Source organism: Streptomyces sp. NPDC001339 (assembly GCF_042895955.1).
Classification (GTDB): Bacteria; Actinomycetota; Actinomycetes; order Streptomycetales; family Streptomycetaceae; genus Streptomyces.
The window spans coordinates 1-17,336 of the sequence record NZ_JBIAWT010000011.1; the positions used below are offsets into that span (position 1 = coordinate 1).

A 17,336-nucleotide genomic window follows, 5' to 3' on the forward strand; every position below is an offset into this window, starting at 1 on the left:
TTGCGCCGGATGATGCGGTTCAGCGCCGCGGTGGCACTGCCCTTGCCGGCCCCGCCGCCGTAGACCCGGTAGACGATGTGCAGATCGTCCGCGATGACGGTGGGGACCCGGCCCGCGTCCGGCGCCGGCCCGGCGCCGTTGTCCTGCTCAGCCACGTCCGTCTTGTGCTCAGCCACGTCTATCTTCTGCTCAGCCACGTCCGTACCGCTCCTCAGCCTTCCAGAAGTACACAAAGCCGACGACACCGGCGAGCAGCGCCCAGCCGGCCGCGAACGCCCAGATGTGCGGCGGCAGTTGGCGCGCCGTGAAGCTGTCGATCAGCGCGAAGCGCACCAGGTCGATGTAGACCGCGGCCGGGTTGGCGTGGAGCAGGGCCGCCACGAAGCCGGGGACGTCCTTGCCCTTGAGGACCACGTCGATGCTGAACATCACGCCGGACGCGTACATCCACGTCCGGGTGAGGAACGGCATCAGCTGCGCCAGGTCCGGGGTCCTGCTGCCGAGCCGGGCCATGATCATCGCCAGGCCGGTGTTGAAGACGAACTGCAGCGCCAGCGCCGGGACGACCAGCAGCCACGACCAGGTCGGCAGCTGTCCGCAGCCCAGCAGGATGAGCATCAGCACGCCTATGGAGAACAGCAGTTGCTGGAGCTGCGCCAGGCAGATCGAGACCGGCAGGCAGGCGCGCGGGAAGTGCAGCGCGCGGACCAGGCCGAGGTTGCCGGAGATCGCCCGGGTGCCGGTCAGGAGCGAGTTCTGGGTGAAGGTGAAGATGAACACCCCGGTGACCAGGAACGGGATGAAATCGGGGACGTGGTTCCGGGTGCCGATCAGCAGGCCGAAGATCAAGTAGTAGACGCCCGCGTTGAGCAGCGGGGTCACCACCTGCCAGAGCTGGCCGAGCTTGGCGGTGGCGTAGGTCGCGGTGAGCCGGGCGGTGGCGAACGCGGCGATGAAGTGCCGGCGGTGCCACAGCAGGCGGACGTACTCGGGCAGCGGGGGCCGGGCGCCGCTCACCGTGAGTCCGTGGCGCTCGGCCAGTGCGCGCGGATCGGGGGCGGAGGTGGGGGCGGGGGCTGCGCCGGGGCCGGGGGCCCGGGTGGGCGCCGGGTCCGCGGGGGCGAGGGAGGTATGGGACATGGGGCCGCTTTCGCTTTGACGGCATAAGGCACGTCGGAACGGGTCCGTATCGTCGCGACGTAGCGACGTCGAGACTAGAGGGAGCCCACGTCGAAACGCAACCGTTCCGTCGTGACGGTAGGCTCCTGGCATGACGAAGAACGGCAGCGGCGGGAGCGACCCCGCGGCGGCGCGCCGGGCCCCGGCCGGCGCCGCCGTCCTGCGCGCGGACAAGACCGAGGCGATCCGGGCCGCGGTCTTCGAGGAGCTGGCCGGGGTGGGCTTCGCCCGGATGTCGATCGAGGGCATCGCGCGCCGGGCGGGCGTCGGCAAGACCGCGGTCTACCGGCGCTGGCGCTCCAAGCTGCACCTGGTGCTGGATGTGACCTCCGCGGTCGCCGCGGCCGGGCTGCCGGCCCCCGACACCGGGTCGCTGCGCGGGGACGTGCGGATGCTGCTGGAGGTCGCGTCCCGCGCGCTGCGGCATCCGATGGCCTCGCAGATCATCCCGGACCTGCTGGCGGAGGCGGCCCGCAGCCCCGAGCTGGCGGCGGCGCTGCGGACGGCGCTGCACGACAGCCAGGAGGGCGTCGCGGCCGCGGTGGTGGCCCGGGCCGTGGAGCGCGGTGAGCTGCCGCCGGACGTGGACGCCCGGCTCGCCCTGGACCTGCTGGCCGGGCCGCTGTACTGGCGGCTGCTGGTCATCCGCGACGACCTGCCCAAGGGGTACCTCGACGCGCTGGCGGGCTCGGTGACGGCGGCACTCGGCGCGGAGTGAGACACGGTCACCCGTCCCTCGCCGCGGGGCGCAGCAGGATGCGCCGGGAGACGAGGTAGGTGAACGGGATGGCGCACCCGGCCGCCGCCAGCGGGGCCACCGCGGTGCTCATCCCCAGCCAGCCGACCAGTGCCACCAGACCCGCGCTCTGCACCGCGTAGTTGGTCACCTGCGTCAGCGGGAACAGCAGGAACTTCGTCCAGGTCGGGCGGGTGCGGTAGGTGAAGAAGGTGTTGAGGAAGAACGAGCCGACCGTGCTCGTCAGGAAGGCGGCCGTGTACGCCGCGAAGTACGGCAGCAGGCGGTGCAGCGGCAGGTAACAGGCGTAGAACGTCAGGGTGTTGAGCCCGCCGACGGCGGTGAAGCGCACCAGGCGGCCCCAGCGTGGCGGCACGGGGCGCGGCCTCACAGGGTCCGTGAAGCCGCGGTCACGTCCGCCGGCCCGGACGCGGCAGCGGCACCGCTCTCCTCGACCAGACTGCGCTCCCCGGCCGGACCGCTCTCCTTGACCAGGAAATGCGGCCGCCGCTTCGCCTCGTAATAGATCCGCCCGATGTACTCGCCGATCAGCCCGAGCATCACCATCTGCAGCCCGCCCAGCCCCGCGATGATCGCCACCAGCGTCACATAGCCGGGCGCGGTGACCCCGCCGACGACGGCCGCGCCGATGATCCACAGGGTGTACAGCGCGGCGAGCGCGGCGAGGCCCAGCCCGGCGTGGATCGCCAGCCGCAGCGGGCGGCAGTTGAAGGAGAGCATCCCGTCGATGCCGTAGTTGACCAGCGAGCCGAGGCGCCACTTCGTCTCGCCGGCCTCCCGGGCGGCATTGCGGTAGTCGAAGGTGACGGTGTCGAAGCCGATCCAGGAGAACAGCCCCTTGGAGAAGCGGTTGTACTCCGGCAGGGAGAGCAGCGCGTCCACCGCCTTGCGCGACAGCAGCCGGAAGTCCCCCACCCCGTCGGTGAGTTCGACGTCCACCCAGGTGTTGACGGCCCGGTAGTAGAGCCTGCTGAGCGCGGTCCGCAGCCGCCGGTCGCCGTGCCGGCTGCGCTTGGCGACGACCTGGTCGTGGCCGAGCTGGTAGAGGTCGAGCATCTTCCCGATCAGCTCCGGCGGATGCTGGAGATCGGCGTCCATGAGAATCACCGCGTCGCCGGTGGCCGCCCGGAGGCCGGCCAGCATCGCGGCCTCCTTGCCGAAGTTACGGCTGAAGGAGAGGTAGCGCGTGGTGCCGCGGTGCTGCTGGGCGAGGCCGCGCAGCCGCGCCAGGGTGCCGTCGGCGCTGCCGTCGTCGACGTAACACAGCTCGTACGCGACGGCGAGACGCTCCAGGACCGCGCGGACCGCCGCGTCGAAGCGGCTCAGCACGGCCTCCTCGTTGTAGCAGGGCACGACGACGGAGAGCTTCATCAGCGGGCCTCCTGGGTGGGGTGAAGCCGGGGGCGTGGCCGCGGGCCGCCCCGGCTCCGCAGCCGCCCCCCGAGCACGACCGCCGCCGGTACCAGCCCGGCCGCGCCGCTCGCCGCCAGGCCCGTGCCCAGGCCCGGCGGTACGTACGTACACGACAGCCGTGCGGCCCCGGAGCCCAGCGGAACGGCCAGCAGCCCGGCGAACGAGGACGGGGCGCGGCGCGGCCCGCCGTCCACCGAGCAGCCCCACCCCCGGGTGGCCGGGACCGCCAGCACCGCATGGCCCGTACTGCCCGGCGGCAGCACCGCCGTCAGCCCGTGGCCGCCGGCGGACAGCGCGCGCGGCCCCCGCAGGGCGGCCACCGCCTCCGCCAGACCGCGCTCCGACAGACAGCCGAGGGCGTGCTCCGGCACCAGCTGGCGGCCCGGTCCGGCGAAGCGCACCCGGACCGTGCCGTCGGCGGGCACCCGGCCCAGCACCTGCACCGGATTGGCGGTGGTGTCCCGGCTCCCGAACGCCTCGGCGCGCCCGCCCAGGCCGCTGACCTCACCGGAGAACCAGGGGGCGGACCAGACGACGGTGCGCCCCGGGGTGCACCGCGCGGTGAAGACGGCCCAGGGCAGCACCTCGCCGGCGGGCCGCGCCGTGCCCGGCGACGCCCCGGCCCCCGGGGCCCGTGCCGGAAGTCCCGCCTGCCCCGCGACGCCCGGGGAAGGCCCGGCTCCCTGCCCCGCGACGCCCGGGGAAGGCCCGGCTCCCTGCCCCGCGACGCCCGGGGAAGGCCCGGCTCCCAGCACCCAGCCGCCCCCGCCCGGCGCCCGGCTCGCCGCGCCGCCCGTGAGGGCCGGCACCGGCACCTCGTAGACGGTGGCGCCCAGCACCCGCTCCTGGCGGGCGAAGACGGTGTCCGGGGCGGGGCCGCGGGGGAGTTCGCGCCGTACGGTCAGCAGCGGGGCGGGCCGGGCGCGGTGCGGGGTGTACGGGGCGCGGCCGTGCGGCACGGGCGCCTGATAGCTGCTGACGCCCATGATCGCCCGGCCCGCCGGGTCCTCGAAGCTGAGCGTGTGACGGCCCCTCATGTACCAGCCCGCGCCCAGGTCCCGCAGGGCGCGGGCGGTGGCCGCGGGCACATAGCTGCTGTAGTACGCGCCGCCCTCGCCGCCGATCAGCAGCGGGTCGTTGTCGGCGAACTCGTGCGGGCCGGGGTCGGTCCGCGAGCGCGGCCAGTCGCCGCGCGCCGCCAGCTCCTCCCGGGCGGCCAGGGACGCCCCGGTCATGGTGGGTTTGGGCCGGAACCAGGCGACCTTGCCGCGTACCGCCGTCACCGAGAACGCCGTGTACGCCGAGGTGAGCAGGACGACGCCGGTCAGCGCGGCGGTGACATCGGTCCGCGGCCGGGCGCCCGGCGCACCCGCCTGCGCCATCAGCCCCAGGAGCGTGACGGTGCCGCCCCCCGCCACCACGATCCAGGTCGAGGTGCCGACCGCGCTCTCGTCGCGGCAGAGCCACGCCAGCAGGGCCACCAGCGCCCCGCCCGCGGCCAGTTCGGGTACCCGGGGACGGTGTGCCAGCGCCAGCCAGGAGATCATCACCAGGATCCCGCCGAGCACGAACGCGGCGCGGTACGGGCTCCCGTTGGGCAGCGCGAAGCCGTGCCACAGCAGGATCGCCGGCTCCCAGACGAACGAGGCGGCCACCCCCGCCGCCAGGACACACCAGCCGATCCGCACCCGTGGCGGTACCGCCCGGACGAACGGGAACGCGGCCACCAGCAGCAGCCCCAGCACTCCGGTGCCGATATTGGGCGCGGGCTCCCCGCCGTGGCCGCCGGGCAGCAGCTGCGCCGCCTGGTACAGCAGCGAAGGCCGCTCGCGGTAGGCGGCCGGGGGCGCCGGCTGGGCCGCCCGGGCGGCCGCCAGGCCGACGGTCAGGACGGGCGCCGCGAGCAGGACGCCGACCGCCGTCATCGACCCGGCCCGCGCCAGCACCCGCAGCCGGTCCCGCGGCGGCGGCCCGCCGGCCGTCAGCAGCCGCACCCCGAGTACCAGCGCCATCGCCAGCGTCGCCATCGCCGCCGTGTAGAAGTTGCCCGCCCAGGCCAGAGCCACCAGCAGCACGCCCGGCACCCAGCGGATGCGCCGCACACACCAGTCCGCGGCGATCCCCAGCATCGGCAGCGCCACCAGCCCCCACATCCACATCGGATCGGCGAAGCCGTCGTTCAGCACCCAGGAGCACAGCCCGTACCCCACCGACAGCAGCGCCCGCAGCCATCCGGAGCCGGGGTGCAGCCGCCCCAGGAAGACGGTCATCAGCGCGGCGCCGAGCCCGATGCTGAGCAGCGTGACCAGGAAGACCGGGAAGTCGGCCAGCTCCCGCGGGAAGAGCCCCACCAGCCAGGAGAACGGATTCATCAGATACGTGACGAAGTCCGCGAGGAACGGCACCCCGTAGCCGCTGCTCCAGTTGAAGAAGAGGTCCCCGCTCGTGGTGCCGTGTATCAGGTCCCACAGCCGGGCGTGGAACGGTACGAACTGGTTGCCCAGATCGTTGACGGCGCGGGAGTGCGGGCCGAAGGGGTAGCTGCCGTAGAGGGCCAGTCCCAGGCAGTACGCGCCCATGGACAGCGCGGCCGCCAGCCCGGGCGCGGCCGGGCGCCGGAGGGCGCCGCGCACGCCGGCCCGGCGTTCCCCGCCGGGGAGGATCCGGCCCCCGGAGGCCGCCTCCGGGGGCCGGACCGCCTCGTGCGGGGTGGCGGGTGTCGGTGCCACCGGCACTCCACTCCTCCCCACTCGGCACTGAGCGAACGTGCCCCACGCTAATGTGCTAATAGTCCGTTTTGTCGGACTGGGATGTGGGGCGTCCGGGGGATTGCCGCGGGTCGTCCGGGTGATCCCGGCAACCCGTGCGCCGAGGGGGCGGCGGGCGCATCCTGGTAACAGCGGGTTTCCGGAGGTGATGGCGATGCTGAACACCGCTGTGGGATGGCATGTGGAGCTGGAATTCGAGGAGGACGAGCAGCACACCCGCGCCGCCGCGCTCCTCCGGCTCCGGGACGGAACCGAGGTACGGGCGCGCGGGTACGCCAGCCGCCATCCGGCCGATGACAATCAGCCGAGGGTCGGCGAGGAGGTCGCGGGAGCCAGAGCGCTGGACGAACTGGCGAGAAAGCTGCTGACGAAAGCGCACGGGGAGATCGACGAGGCGTCCGGGCGGACCTCGCATCCGCTCACGCTGACGCTCTGAACAGCCCTGGAGCGACGGCGCCGCTCTGAACAGCCCTTGAACGACGGCGCGCCGGGCAGTGACCGCGCGAGGCGGCCCCTGCCCGGCGCGCGGGCGCGGGAGAGGCGGCGCCTCAGCCCTGCGGGTGGTGGTGCTGCCAGCCCGCCCACGCCGAGGTGATCATGTCGCGGACGTCGTGGCGGGCCTTCCAGCCCAGCTCGGCGGCGATCCGCTCGTCGGACGCGACCACCCGGGCCGGGTCCCCGGCGCGGCGCGGCGTCACCTCGGGGGTGACGCCCTGATGGCCGGTGATCTCCGTGATCAGGTTGATCATCTCGCGTACGGAGACGCCCTCGCCGCGGCCGATGTTCAGGGTCAGATCGCGCACCGGGCCCGCCTCGGCGAGCTTGCGGGCCGCGGCCACATGGGCGTCCGCGAGGTCGGCGACGTGGATGTAGTCGCGGATGCAGGTGCCGTCGGGGGTGTCGTAGTCGTCGCCGAAGATCCGCGGGGCGGCGTCCTGGGTGAGCCGCTCGAACACCATCGGCACGATGTTGAAGACACCGGTGTCGGCGAGCTCCGGGGTGGCCGCGCCGGCCACGTTGAAGTACCGGAGGCAGGCCGTGGAGATGCCGTGCGCCTTGCCGGCCGCACGGGACATCCACTCACCGACGAGCTTGGTCTCGCCGTACGGGTTGATCGGCGTGCACGGCGTGTCCTCGGTGACCAGGTCGACGTCCGGCATGCCGTACACGGCGGCCGAGGAGGAGAACACCAGCCGGCCGACACCGCCCGCGACCATCGCCTCCAGCAGCGTCTGCAGGCCGTGCACATTCTCCCGGTAGTACCGCAGCGGCATCTCGACGGACTCGCCGACCTGCTTCTTCGCGGCCAGGTGCACCACGTCCGTGACGCCGTGGGTCGCGATGACCTCGTCGAGCAGCGTGCGGTTCAGGGTCGAGCCGACGACCAGCGGCACGCCCTCGGGGACCCGGGCGGGCACGCCCGTCGTCAGGTCGTCGAGCACCACGACCTGCTCGCCTGCCTGCCGCAGGGCCCGTACGACATGCGCGCCGATGTAGCCGGCACCGCCCGTGATCAAGTAAGACATGCGCCCATCCTAGGTTCGGGGTCGGACAGTCGGTGAGACGCCGGATCGGCGGCCCGTGGTTTCAGGCCGTGGTGTCAGCGGCGCAGGCGGCGGGCGGCGATCCGCCACACACTGCGCAGACCGGACGCGATCCGCAGGGCCAGGGCGCCGCCGGTCGTCGCATAGGGCTGGACGAGGAGCACGGCGTGCCGGCGGCTGGGCAGGACCCGGCGGCCGAGGCCCGGCCCCACGGCCCGCGGCGCCGTCCGGAGAGCGGACCCGTCGGCGAAGCCGACCTCGACCATCACGTCCCAGGCCTCGGGATCGGCCGACCCGCTGCCGGGCGCGGCCAGCGCCGCTATGTCCAGGACCACCTCGGCGGTCCAGCAGACCGCCGGGCCGGACCCGGCCGGGACCGGTGTGAGGGCCGCGGTGTGCACCGGGCCGCGCCGGTCGTCACGGCGGCGGCGCAGCTCGACGTCGATGCCCTGCGGCCCGGCCGCGGCCAGCCGCCCGTACAGATCGTGCACCCGCAGCCGCAGCGCACCGCCGCTCCCCACGGCCGGCTCCGCGTCGACGGTCACCGGAAGCCGGGGCAGCGGCTTGGCGTCCAGGCCCTCCAGCTCCACCCCGGGCAGGTCCGCGGACCACACCGGGCGGCCGTCGGCCTCGGCGTACGGCGGCAGCAGCCGGGCGGGACGGGCCGCCAGCTGCGTGAGGCGGTCCAGATCGCGCGGCGCGGGGGAGGCCAGCACGACCCGGGCCACCCAGCGCCCCGGGGCATGCGCCGCACGCACCGCGGCCTCGTCGAAACCGGCCAGGTAGTCACGGGTCAGCCGCCACCACTCGGCCCGGTAGTCGGCACTCCGGGTGTGCAGCTCACGGACGTACATCCGCAGATCGTGATCGAGGAACTTGGTGGCCGCGGCGTCCGCCAGCGCCCGCTGCCCGGCCTCCAGGAAGATCCGCACACTGGCCCGGTGCGCCTCGATCCGCGCCTGCCAGTTGGCGACGTCCTTGCGGTCCAGGGAGATCGACTGCTTCGCGGCCGAGCGGCGCACATGCCAGATGTAGACGCTGTCGGGGACGGTCACCACGCGCGGCGCGGCGGCCAGCACCTGGGCGGTGAAGACGAAGTCCTCGTAGGTGTACCGGCCGTCGGGGAAGAAGATGTCGTGTTTGACCAGGAACGACCGCTCGTAGAGCTTGTTGACGCAGAGCGTGTCGCGGAGCAGCGCGGCGATGGCCTCCGGGGAGTCGTACACCGCCGGCTCCTCGTACAGGGCCGGCTGCCAGGGCACATCGCGGTGCGCGGGCAGCTCCCGGCGCACACAGGCACCGGCCGCGACCGGCGCGTCGTGCACCAGCGCGGCGCCCAGCAGCGCCCGCACCGCGCCCGGCGGCAGTACGTCGTCACTGTCCAGGAACATCACGAAGCGGCCGGTGGCGGCCCGCAGCCCGTCGTTGCGCGGCGTACCGCAGCCCCCGCTGTTCTCGTCGCGGTGGATGACCCGTAGCCGCGGCTCGGTACGGGCCAGGGCGTCCAGCGTGGCGCCGGTGCCGTCCGTGGAGGCGTCGTTCACCGCGATCACTTCGGCGACCGCCGCCCCGGGAGTCTCCTGCGCGAGTGCCGAGCGCACCGCGTCGCCGACGTGGACGGCATCGTTGAACGCGATGATGACGATGCTGACCTGCGCGGACGGCGTGATGGCGGGCCCAGGCGACGGCTCATGGGCTTCGTTCACAGTCACTACATCTACATTTCGTTGTCGACAGCACCAGCTGGCGCGAGCGGGATCCGTACCTCTATCCGATGGATCGGATGCCGAAACCCGTCGTGCGGTTGCACCCCACACCCCGGACTCCGGTTCTCCGCCTCACTGCCGTCTCGAGGCCGGACGGAAGCCGGGCCCGAGTCTACGGAGCCCCCGGGCGCCCGTACATGCTGTAACGACGCTAGTGGTGTGCGATGCCGGTCCGCACACCGGGACCTCGCTGTGACCGGTTTGCACAAGGGGGCCGTACGGTGTCCGGTTCGCCCGCCGGAGCCGTGCGGTGTCTGCTTCGCCCGCCGGGGCCGTACGGTGTCCGGTTCGCCCGGCGGGGCCGTACGGTGTCCGGTTCGCGCACCGGGACCTACCGGGACATACCGGTACCTCACGGCGGCCGGTTCGCACACCGGGAGGGCCTCACGGCCGGTACGCCTCACCGCCCGGCCGCGAGATCACCGCTCCATCAGGTCCGCGACCCGGCCCGCCGCCTTGCCGTCGTCCCAGTGGCAGAACGTCTCCCGGAAGTCCGCGTACGCCTCCGCGCTCGCCGCCGCAACGGTCTCCAAGTCGCCCAGCGCGTCGACCAGTTCACCCGTCGAAGCCAGCAGCGGGCCCGGCACCCGGGCCTCGAAGTCCAGCGTGAAGCCGCGCAGGGCGTCGCGGTAGTGCGGCAGATCGGGGGTGAGGAACAGCATCGGACGGCCGGTGTTCGCGAAGTCGGCGGCCAGCGACGAGTAGTCGGTGACCAGCACGTCCGCCGCCAGCAGCAGCTCGGTGGCGTCGGGGTGCGCCGACACGTCCAGCGCGAACGGCGCGTGGTGGGGCGACAGCCGGTCCGCGACCATCGGATGGCCGCGCACCAGCAGCACATGGTCACCGTCCAGCTCCCGCCGCGCCAGATCCAGATCCAGCGGCAGATGCAGCCGGTGATGCCGCGCGTCGTACGCCAGATCGTCGCGCGGTGTCGGCGCGTACAGCACCACCGTCTTCCCCTGCCCGATCCCCAGCCGCTCCCGCACCGCCGCCGCCCGCGCCGCACGGTCCGGGGCGAACAGCACATCGGTCCGCGGCAACCCGGTCTCCCACAGCCGCCCCGAGTAGCCCAGCGCCGACCGCAGCACCGGCGTGCTGTGCGCGTTCGGCGACAGCAGCACGCTCCACTGCCGGCTCACCCGCGGCCGCGGCGCCAGATGCGCCAGCCCCGCGCAGAGCGTCCCCGCCAGGTCGGCGCCGATCCGCTTCAGCGGCGTACCGTGCCAGGTCTGGATGATGCGCTGGCCGCCCCGCCGGGTGAACCACGACGGCAGATGGGTGTTGGTCACCACCCACCGGCTGTGCGCCAGCGCCCCATGCCACTCCGCGCTGCCCACCACCACCGCACGGGCCGTGTCCGGCACCGCGGTCTGCGCGTCGCGCACCGCCCACAGATGCTCCGCCGCCATGCCCCGCCGCACCAGCTCCTCGTGCACCGCACGCGGCGAATCCCCGTACGCCCGGCCCCCGAAGCTGCTGTACAGCACGGTGTCGCGCAGCGGACGGGAACGGTGCAGCGGATAGTGCTGCTCGCGCAGCAGCCGGCGGCGGTACGGGCCGCGGTCGCCGGCCGGCACCGCGGGCCCCGCCGTCACCAGCGCCTCGTCGTGCCGGTGCCGGTCGAGGACGAGCGGCTTGCCGTGCGCCGTACGGGACGCCGGCAGCCCGTCCAGCACCGACGGCACGATCCGGACCGGGGCGTCCAGCGGGGAACCCGGCGCTCCCCGCTCCCGCAGATGCAGCGTCCACCGGCCTTCCCTCAGCGGCACCGGCCCGGCCAGCGACGGCAGCGCCCCCAGCGGCAGTGCGCCATGGAACCGGGCACCGTCGTGCGTGGTGGCGAAGGCCAGCTCCGTCGCGTGCGCGGAGTGCTTGAGGACCAGCTCGGTGGCGTGCGGCGCGGCGTCCGGCAGCCGGCCCGCCACCAGCAGCGTGCCGTCCGCCCGCCACAGCACCCGGTCCAGATACGGCTGCGGAGTCCGGTCGTGCAGCACCAGGTTCCCGTCCGCGGTGGCCGCCACGACCAGTTCACGGCCGTGCGACAGCGGATACGGCACCGGCGCCAGCACGGGGCTGCAGGAGATCGGGTCGGTGCGCCCGTCCGGCAGTACCAGCTCCGCGGCCCAGCTCTCGCTGAGCACGGGCGGGATCGCCGAGGGGGCGCCGCCCCGGTCGGGGCGGGCGGCGGCGAGGGCGTCCAGGCGGATGCGGAAGGTCAGCAGATCGGGGCGGGCGGCGTCCCGGGAGGTGGCGGGGGCGGCTGGGGCGGCTGGGGTGCTTGCCGTCCTTTCCGCTGGTTCTGCTACGTCTGCCGTGTCTGCTGCTTCTGCCCCATCTGCCGTTTCTGGCACGCCTGTTGAACCTGTTGCGTCTGCTGCACCTGTTGCGTCTGCTGCACCTTTTGTGCGTGCCGGTTCCCCCACAGCCGCAGCCGCAGCCGCAGCCGCAGCCGTCGTCGTCGGAATCTCCTCCGGCCGCCGCACCGCACGCCATACCGCACCCCGCACCAGAGCGGTCGCCGGAGCCGCCGGAGCCGCAGGAGCCTCCACCGCGGTCTCCACGGCTGTCTCCGCAGGCCCTTCCGCCGGCCCGTACGCAGCCCCGTCCACCGGCTCGTCCACCGGGATCGACACCACCGTGCCCGTCCCCTGATGCGTCAGCCGCAGAGCCGTCGGTGCCGCCCCCGGCGCGGCCACCGACAGCTCCAGCACGCCCGCCGCCCCAGCCCGCTGCCCGGCCAGCCGGCAGGCACGCCGGGACACCGACAGCCGAAGCCGCCCCTCCGGATACCCCGGCGTGATCCGCACCCCGTCCTCCGCGCCCTTCCCCGGCGCCTCGTACGCCAGCGGGGCGGCCCCCGAACCGGTCTCCGCCGCACTCAGCGCCGCGGCCCGCACCACACCCCCCGAAGCCAGCATCACCCCCACCGACCAGTCGCCGTCCTCCCAGCGCCCCGCCCTGCGCAGCCGCGCCGCGTCGAGCCGCACCTCGAATCCCGACCAGTCGTAACAGTGCAGCTCCTGCCCCGACCAGGCGGTCACCTCCGGCATCACCACCGGCCGCAGTGGCAGCAGGATCCGGCGCCGGCCGCACGACAGCACCAGCGTCCGCACATAGTGGTGCCGGTTCGCGGCAGGCAGGTTACGGATATACGCATAGCCGCGGAGCGCCAGCGCCCCGTCCCGCCACACTGCCTCCAGCACCCTGGCCCGTACCGGGAAGTCGCCCCGCTCCAGCCGCAGCACCCGCGACGGCAGCTCCGGCGACGGACTGAGCGGCAGCACCGCCCGCTTGCGCAGCGGCGGCCCCGCCACGGTGAACCCCGCCGGATTGCGCGCCTCGTGCCCCAGCAGTGCCAGCAGATCGGCCATCCGCCCGGCACGCACCAGGTACCAGCGCATCCGCAGCTCCACCGGGAGCGTACGGAACAGCCGGGGGTCGACGGAGGAGAGAAGACCACGGGCACAGTCCAGAAACGCGGTCCGGGCCTCCGGCGCGGCGGCCGGCAGCCCCTCGACCAGGTCGAGCAGCCCTCCGGTCAGCTGCGCCCGGTCGTAGTCGTACTGATAGACGTTCAGGTGGGGACGGGCCGGGTCGCCGAGGAAGCGGCGGACCCCGTCCACCGCCGCGAACCGGTCCCGCATCCCCTGGGCGTCGGTGCGCCGGCGCCGGTCCGGCTCCTCCGGCAGCCGCCAGTAGCAGACGTGCTCATGCAGCACGTCGACCGTCCTGGCGAGGAAGTGCGCGGGCAGCGTCACCGCCTCGTCGCTGCGGAACTCCCCCTCCGGGAAAGCGAATTCGTGCCGGTCCCAGAACGCGCGACGGAAGACCTTGTTCCGGGCGAAACCGTCCGACAGCAGCGTCAGGTCCTCGCTGATATGCGTACGCAGGGTGGTCCCGTACGTCGCCGGATGGTGCGCGGACTGGCTGCGGCCGGCCGCGCCGAGCCGGTAGACATTGCCGGTCGCCAGATCCGAACCGGACGTCTCCAGGAGACCCACGAGATCGTCGTATGCCCGCGGCAGCAGGACATCGTCCACGTCGAGGAAAGCCAGGTAGGGGGTGTGCGGATAGGCGTGCCGGGCACCGGTGTTGCGCAGCGCGCCGCAGCCGGGGGCCGGGCCGCCGCCCGGACTGCTGCCCGGACCGCTGTCCGGACCGCCGTCCGGGTCGCGGTCCGGGTCGCGGTCCGGACGGCGATCCGGGTGGCGATCCGGGTGGCGATCCGGGTGGTGGACGATCCGGAACCGGGGGTCCCGCTCGGCGAACCGGTGCGCCACCGCCGCCGCGGTGCCCTTCACGGGTCCGGAGCCCCTCGCGGGGCCGCTGTCCACCATCACCACGTCCAGCGCGGTCAGCGTCTGCGCCGCCACCGACGCCAGGCACTCCTCCACATTCCGCGCGCCCTCGCTGCGATGGACCGGGACGACGACGGTGAGCCGAGGCTTCATACGCGGCCAAGCCTTTCTGGACGGACGAGGTACAGAGCCTTTCTGGACGGACGAGGTACAGACCGGCCCCGTCCCCTTACGAGACGGCGATCCACAAGACCGGTCCCTTCAACTCACCCATCGGCGGCACAGTCACCGCCGCTGCGCTGAAAGGGTGAGGCCATCGTCGACAGAACGTAATCACCATGATTACGCTCGGTACGCACCACCGCTCCGCACTCCACACGACCGCTCCGCACGCCATGGCCGCTCCGCACACCAATGGTTGCCAGGCACACCATGGTTGCTACGCAACGGCGATACCCAGGGAAGGTGACCGCGTCCCGATGCCCGGCCGAACCGACAGCTCCGCCGCCACCGGCAGCCCCGATGCCCGGCCACCCGGCGGCGACTCGCGGACCACCACGGCCGCCTGCCCCACCGGCACCGCACCCGCCGCCTCCACCGTCCGGCTCCCCGCCGACCGGGAACGCCGCACCGGCCCGGCCCGGCTGCTGCCGGCCCGCACCCCCTACCGCCGCCAACTGCGCCGCATCGGCGCCGGACGCGTCCTGGAAATCGGCTGCGGCGACGGTGACACCCTCGCCGGCTGCGCCCCCGGAAGCGTCGGCGTGGACCACGACCCGCAGTCCGTGGCCCACTGCCAGTCCCGCGGCCTGACCGCCTGCACCCCCGACGCCTTCCTCGCCGGACCGCACGCCCGGCCCGGCACCTTCGACGCCCTGCTCACCGCACACGTCCTGGAACACCTCGACGACGAGCAGGTCGAGGGCCTGCTCCGGGCGTACGTCCCCTACGTACGGCCGGGTGGCGGCGTCCTGCTGATCACCCCGCAGGAGGCCGGGCACCGTGCCGGCCCCACCCCCGTCCGCTTCACCGACTTCACCCTGCTGCGCGCCTTCGCCGAATCCGCCGGCCTGCTCGTCCGGCGCACCTACTCCTCACCGCTGCCCCGCCCCGCCGGGATGCTGCTGCGGTCCAATGTGTTCGTGCTGGTGGGGCAGGTACCGCGGTGACGTGACTGCCACCGGGGGGACGCGGGGCGCGGGACGGTGGGGACGCGCGATGTGGGGCACCGGCACGTGGGCACGGCCTCACTTCACCGCACCCGCCATCACCCCCGACACGAACTGACGCTGGAATGCGAAGAACACGATCAGCGGCACCACCATCGACAGAAACGCGCCCGGCGCCAGCACATCGATGTTGTTCCCGAACTGCCGGACCTCCTGCTGCAATGCGACGGTGACCGGCGGACTGCCGCTGTCCGCGAAGATCAGCGCAACCAGCATGTCGTTCCACACCCACAGAAACTGGAAGATCCCCAGCGAGGCGATCGCCGGCCCGCCCAACGGCATCACCACCCGGGTGAACAACCGCAGTTCACCCGCCCCGTCCAGCCGGGCCGCCTCCAGCAACTCCCGCGGAATCTCCGCGAAGAAATTCCGCAGGAGGAACACCGCGAACGGCAGCCCGAACGCCGTATGGAACAGCACCACCCCCGCCGTCGTCTCGAACAGCCCGACCGTCCCGAACAGCTTCGCCACCGGAATCAGCGCCACCTGCACCGGCACCACCAGCAGCCCGACCACCACCAGGAACCAGACGTCCCGGCCCGGGAAGTCCAGCCACGCGAACGCATAGCCCGCCAGCGACCCGATCACCACCACCAGCACCGTCGCCGGCACCGTGATCTCCGCCGTGGTCAGCAGCGAACCCATCACCTTCCCGTTCGACAGCAACTGGCTGTAGTTGTCCAAGGTGATCTGCGCCGGCTGCGTAAAGACCTGCCACCAGCCGGACCAGGCGATCCGCTCCGGACTCCGTAACGACGACAGCAGCAGCCCCACGGACGGCATCAGCCAGAAGAGCGCGACCAGCACGAGGAACACCCGCACCGCACCGCCACCGGTCCGCGCCGCGACCCGTGCCGCCGGTGAGCGCCGCGCCGTCGGTGAGCGCCGCGCCGTCCTCCCCGGCGAACCCTTTGACGAGGCCATCGGCGAGGTCATCGATGAGGCAGATGAGGCAGATGAGGCAATCGGCGAGGTCATCGGCGACGCTCCTTCCGTATACGCCGGAGATTGACGTACATCACCGGCATCACCAGCAACAGCAGGAACACCGCGATCGCACTGCCCAGCCCCTCATCGACATCCGTACCGAACGACGACTGGAACAGCTGAAGAGCCAGCACATTCGCCGACCGGAGACTGGAACCCGGCGCGATGATGTACACCAGGTCGAAGATCTTCAGCACATTGATCATCAGCGTGACCAGCACCACCACCAGAACCGGCGCCAGCAGCGGCACCGTGATCCGGCGGAAGACCTGCCACTCACCGGCACCGTCCACCCGCGCCGCCTCCAGCAGCTCCCGTGGCACCCCTGCCAGCCCCGCCGCGATCAGCACCATCGCAAAACCCGCCCACATCCACACATACGAGCCGATGATGGCCGGGGTGACCAACGCCGGCCCCAGCCACTCCACCCCCCGGTACGCCGCCGCGAAGTTCGCCCCGGGCAGTCGCAGCCGGGCCCCCTCCGCCTTCTCCGCGGGCAGCGCGAACGTCCCGTCGGCCGCCGTCGTCCCCGAGGCGACCACCGCACCGTCCTTCACCGCCTCGACCACCACCCCGGCCAGCGCCTGCTCGCCGTGGTCGATCACATTCGGCCGGCCCCCACCACCACGGGTGAAGTCCCGCCATACGGTGCCCGTGACCATCCCCGGCCGCGGCCCGGCCACCACCGCCGGCCGCGCACCCCGCACGTCGTCCCGCCGCACCGCCACCAGCGCCAGGCCGACCGGCGCCCCCGCCCGTACGGCCGCCCGCGTCGTGAACCCGCCCCCGTCCGACGGCCGCAGCTCCGCCCCCGGCCGCGGCCTGGCCCCCGGGAACGGCGCCGGATCGGAGAACGTGTCATGCACCGACACCCACACCGCGTTGGCCACACCCCGCTCAGGATCCTGGTCGTACACCAGCCGGAAGATGATCCCCGCCGCCAGCATCGAGATCGCCATCGGCATGAAGACGACCAGCTTGAACGCGGTACCCCAGCGAATGCGTTCCGTCAGCACCGCGAAAACCAACCCCAGCGCCGTCGAAACCGCCGGCGCCACCACCACCCACACGACATTGTTCTGCAAGGCTGTCCGGATGGCGTCGTCCGAGAACAACGCCCGATAATTTCCCAGCCCCACAAAGCCGTTACCCGACGCGTCGAACAGACTCCGGTACACGGAGAAAACGATCGGATAGACCACCAGCGCCCCGAGCAACACCAGCGCCGGCAACAAGAAAACCGCCACCAGCCACGGCTTCCCGCCTAACCGCCGCCCGCCCCGACGTCCTGCGGAACGACTGCCACCCTTCGCACCGCCCTCCACGGCACCGTCCTCCATGGCACCGCCTTCCACGGCGCCGCCCTCTGCCACACTCATCGTGACGATCCCCCGA

General features: G+C 73.1%; 12 protein-coding genes and 1 pseudogene. 3 read left to right on the plus strand and 10 right to left on the minus strand.

Features of this window, described 5'->3' with window-relative positions; translation table 11 throughout:
• Together ACFY12_RS28195 and ACFY12_RS28200 are read right to left on the minus strand one after the other, a co-directional pair.
• A pseudogene (locus ACFY12_RS28195) lies at positions 1–155 on the minus strand (ABC transporter ATP-binding protein); the annotation flags it as partial.
• Between the two features lie 34 nt (positions 156–189).
• Positions 190–1,140, minus strand: coding sequence for an ABC transporter permease (locus ACFY12_RS28200; protein WP_390718729.1), 951 nt, complete (start codon positions 1,138–1,140; stop codon positions 190–192).
• A gap of 130 nt (positions 1,141–1,270) precedes the next feature.
• On the opposite strand from ACFY12_RS28200, the gene ACFY12_RS28205 reads away from it, so the two are divergent.
• On the plus strand, positions 1,271–1,897 hold the full coding sequence (locus ACFY12_RS28205; protein ID WP_390718730.1) for a TetR/AcrR family transcriptional regulator: 627 nt from the start codon (positions 1,271–1,273) through the stop codon (positions 1,895–1,897).
• 7 nt (positions 1,898–1,904) lie between these two features.
• On the opposite strand, the gene ACFY12_RS28210 is transcribed toward ACFY12_RS28205, so the two are convergent.
• The 3 genes from ACFY12_RS28210 to ACFY12_RS28220 are packed head-to-tail and all read right to left on the minus strand — an operon-like array spanning position 1,905 to position 6,078.
• Entirely contained in the window at positions 1,905–2,306 is a 402-nt protein-coding gene (locus ACFY12_RS28210; protein WP_390718731.1) for a GtrA family protein, read from the minus strand.
• On the minus strand, positions 2,303–3,307 hold the full coding sequence (locus tag ACFY12_RS28215; protein WP_390718732.1) for a glycosyltransferase family 2 protein: 1,005 nt from the start codon (positions 3,305–3,307) through the stop codon (positions 2,303–2,305). The genes ACFY12_RS28210 and ACFY12_RS28215 overlap by 4 nt, the downstream gene beginning before the upstream one ends.
• The gene (locus ACFY12_RS28220; protein ID WP_390718733.1) at positions 3,307–6,078 is read right to left on the minus strand and encodes a YfhO family protein; all 2,772 of its coding nucleotides are present in this window, start codon (positions 6,076–6,078) and stop codon (positions 3,307–3,309) included. The genes ACFY12_RS28215 and ACFY12_RS28220 overlap by 1 nt, the downstream gene beginning before the upstream one ends.
• A 193-nt stretch (positions 6,079–6,271) precedes the next feature.
• Here ACFY12_RS28220 and ACFY12_RS28225 point away from each other — a divergent pair, with 193 nt between their 5' ends.
• Complete coding sequence (locus ACFY12_RS28225) at positions 6,272–6,553, plus strand: DUF1876 domain-containing protein (RefSeq protein ID WP_390718734.1); 282 nt, start codon at positions 6,272–6,274, stop codon at positions 6,551–6,553.
• 112 nt (positions 6,554–6,665) lie between these two features.
• On the opposite strand, the gene galE is transcribed toward ACFY12_RS28225, so the two are convergent.
• The 3 genes from galE to ACFY12_RS28240 all read right to left on the minus strand — a co-directional run bounded on the left by galE (position 6,666) and on the right by ACFY12_RS28240 (position 13,878).
• Positions 6,666–7,643 (minus strand): UDP-glucose 4-epimerase GalE, encoded by a 978-nt coding sequence (galE, locus tag ACFY12_RS28230; RefSeq protein ID WP_390718735.1) that lies wholly within the window; start codon positions 7,641–7,643, stop codon positions 6,666–6,668.
• 74 nt (positions 7,644–7,717) lie between these two features.
• A complete protein-coding gene (locus ACFY12_RS28235) occupies positions 7,718–9,367 on the minus strand; it encodes a glycosyltransferase family 2 protein (RefSeq protein ID WP_390718929.1) in 1,650 nt (549 codons plus the stop codon).
• A gap of 479 nt (positions 9,368–9,846) precedes the next feature.
• On the minus strand, positions 9,847–13,878 hold the full coding sequence (locus ACFY12_RS28240; protein WP_390718736.1) for a CDP-glycerol glycerophosphotransferase family protein: 4,032 nt from the start codon (positions 13,876–13,878) through the stop codon (positions 9,847–9,849).
• A 326-nt stretch (positions 13,879–14,204) separates the two neighbouring features.
• Here ACFY12_RS28240 and ACFY12_RS28245 point away from each other — a divergent pair, with 326 nt between their 5' ends.
• Positions 14,205–14,894, plus strand: coding sequence for a class I SAM-dependent methyltransferase (locus ACFY12_RS28245; protein ID WP_390718737.1), 690 nt, complete (start codon positions 14,205–14,207; stop codon positions 14,892–14,894).
• A 78-nt stretch (positions 14,895–14,972) separates the two neighbouring features.
• Here the strand turns inward: ACFY12_RS28245 and ACFY12_RS28250 are convergent, their stop codons facing one another.
• Both ACFY12_RS28250 and ACFY12_RS28255 read right to left on the minus strand, forming a co-directional pair.
• Positions 14,973–15,878, minus strand: coding sequence for a carbohydrate ABC transporter permease (locus ACFY12_RS28250; protein ID WP_390718930.1), 906 nt, complete (start codon positions 15,876–15,878; stop codon positions 14,973–14,975).
• Positions 15,879–15,928: 50 nt separating this feature from the next.
• On the minus strand, positions 15,929–17,281 hold the full coding sequence (locus tag ACFY12_RS28255; protein WP_390718931.1) for a carbohydrate ABC transporter permease: 1,353 nt from the start codon (positions 17,279–17,281) through the stop codon (positions 15,929–15,931).
• Positions 17,282–17,336: the final 55 nt, after the last annotated feature.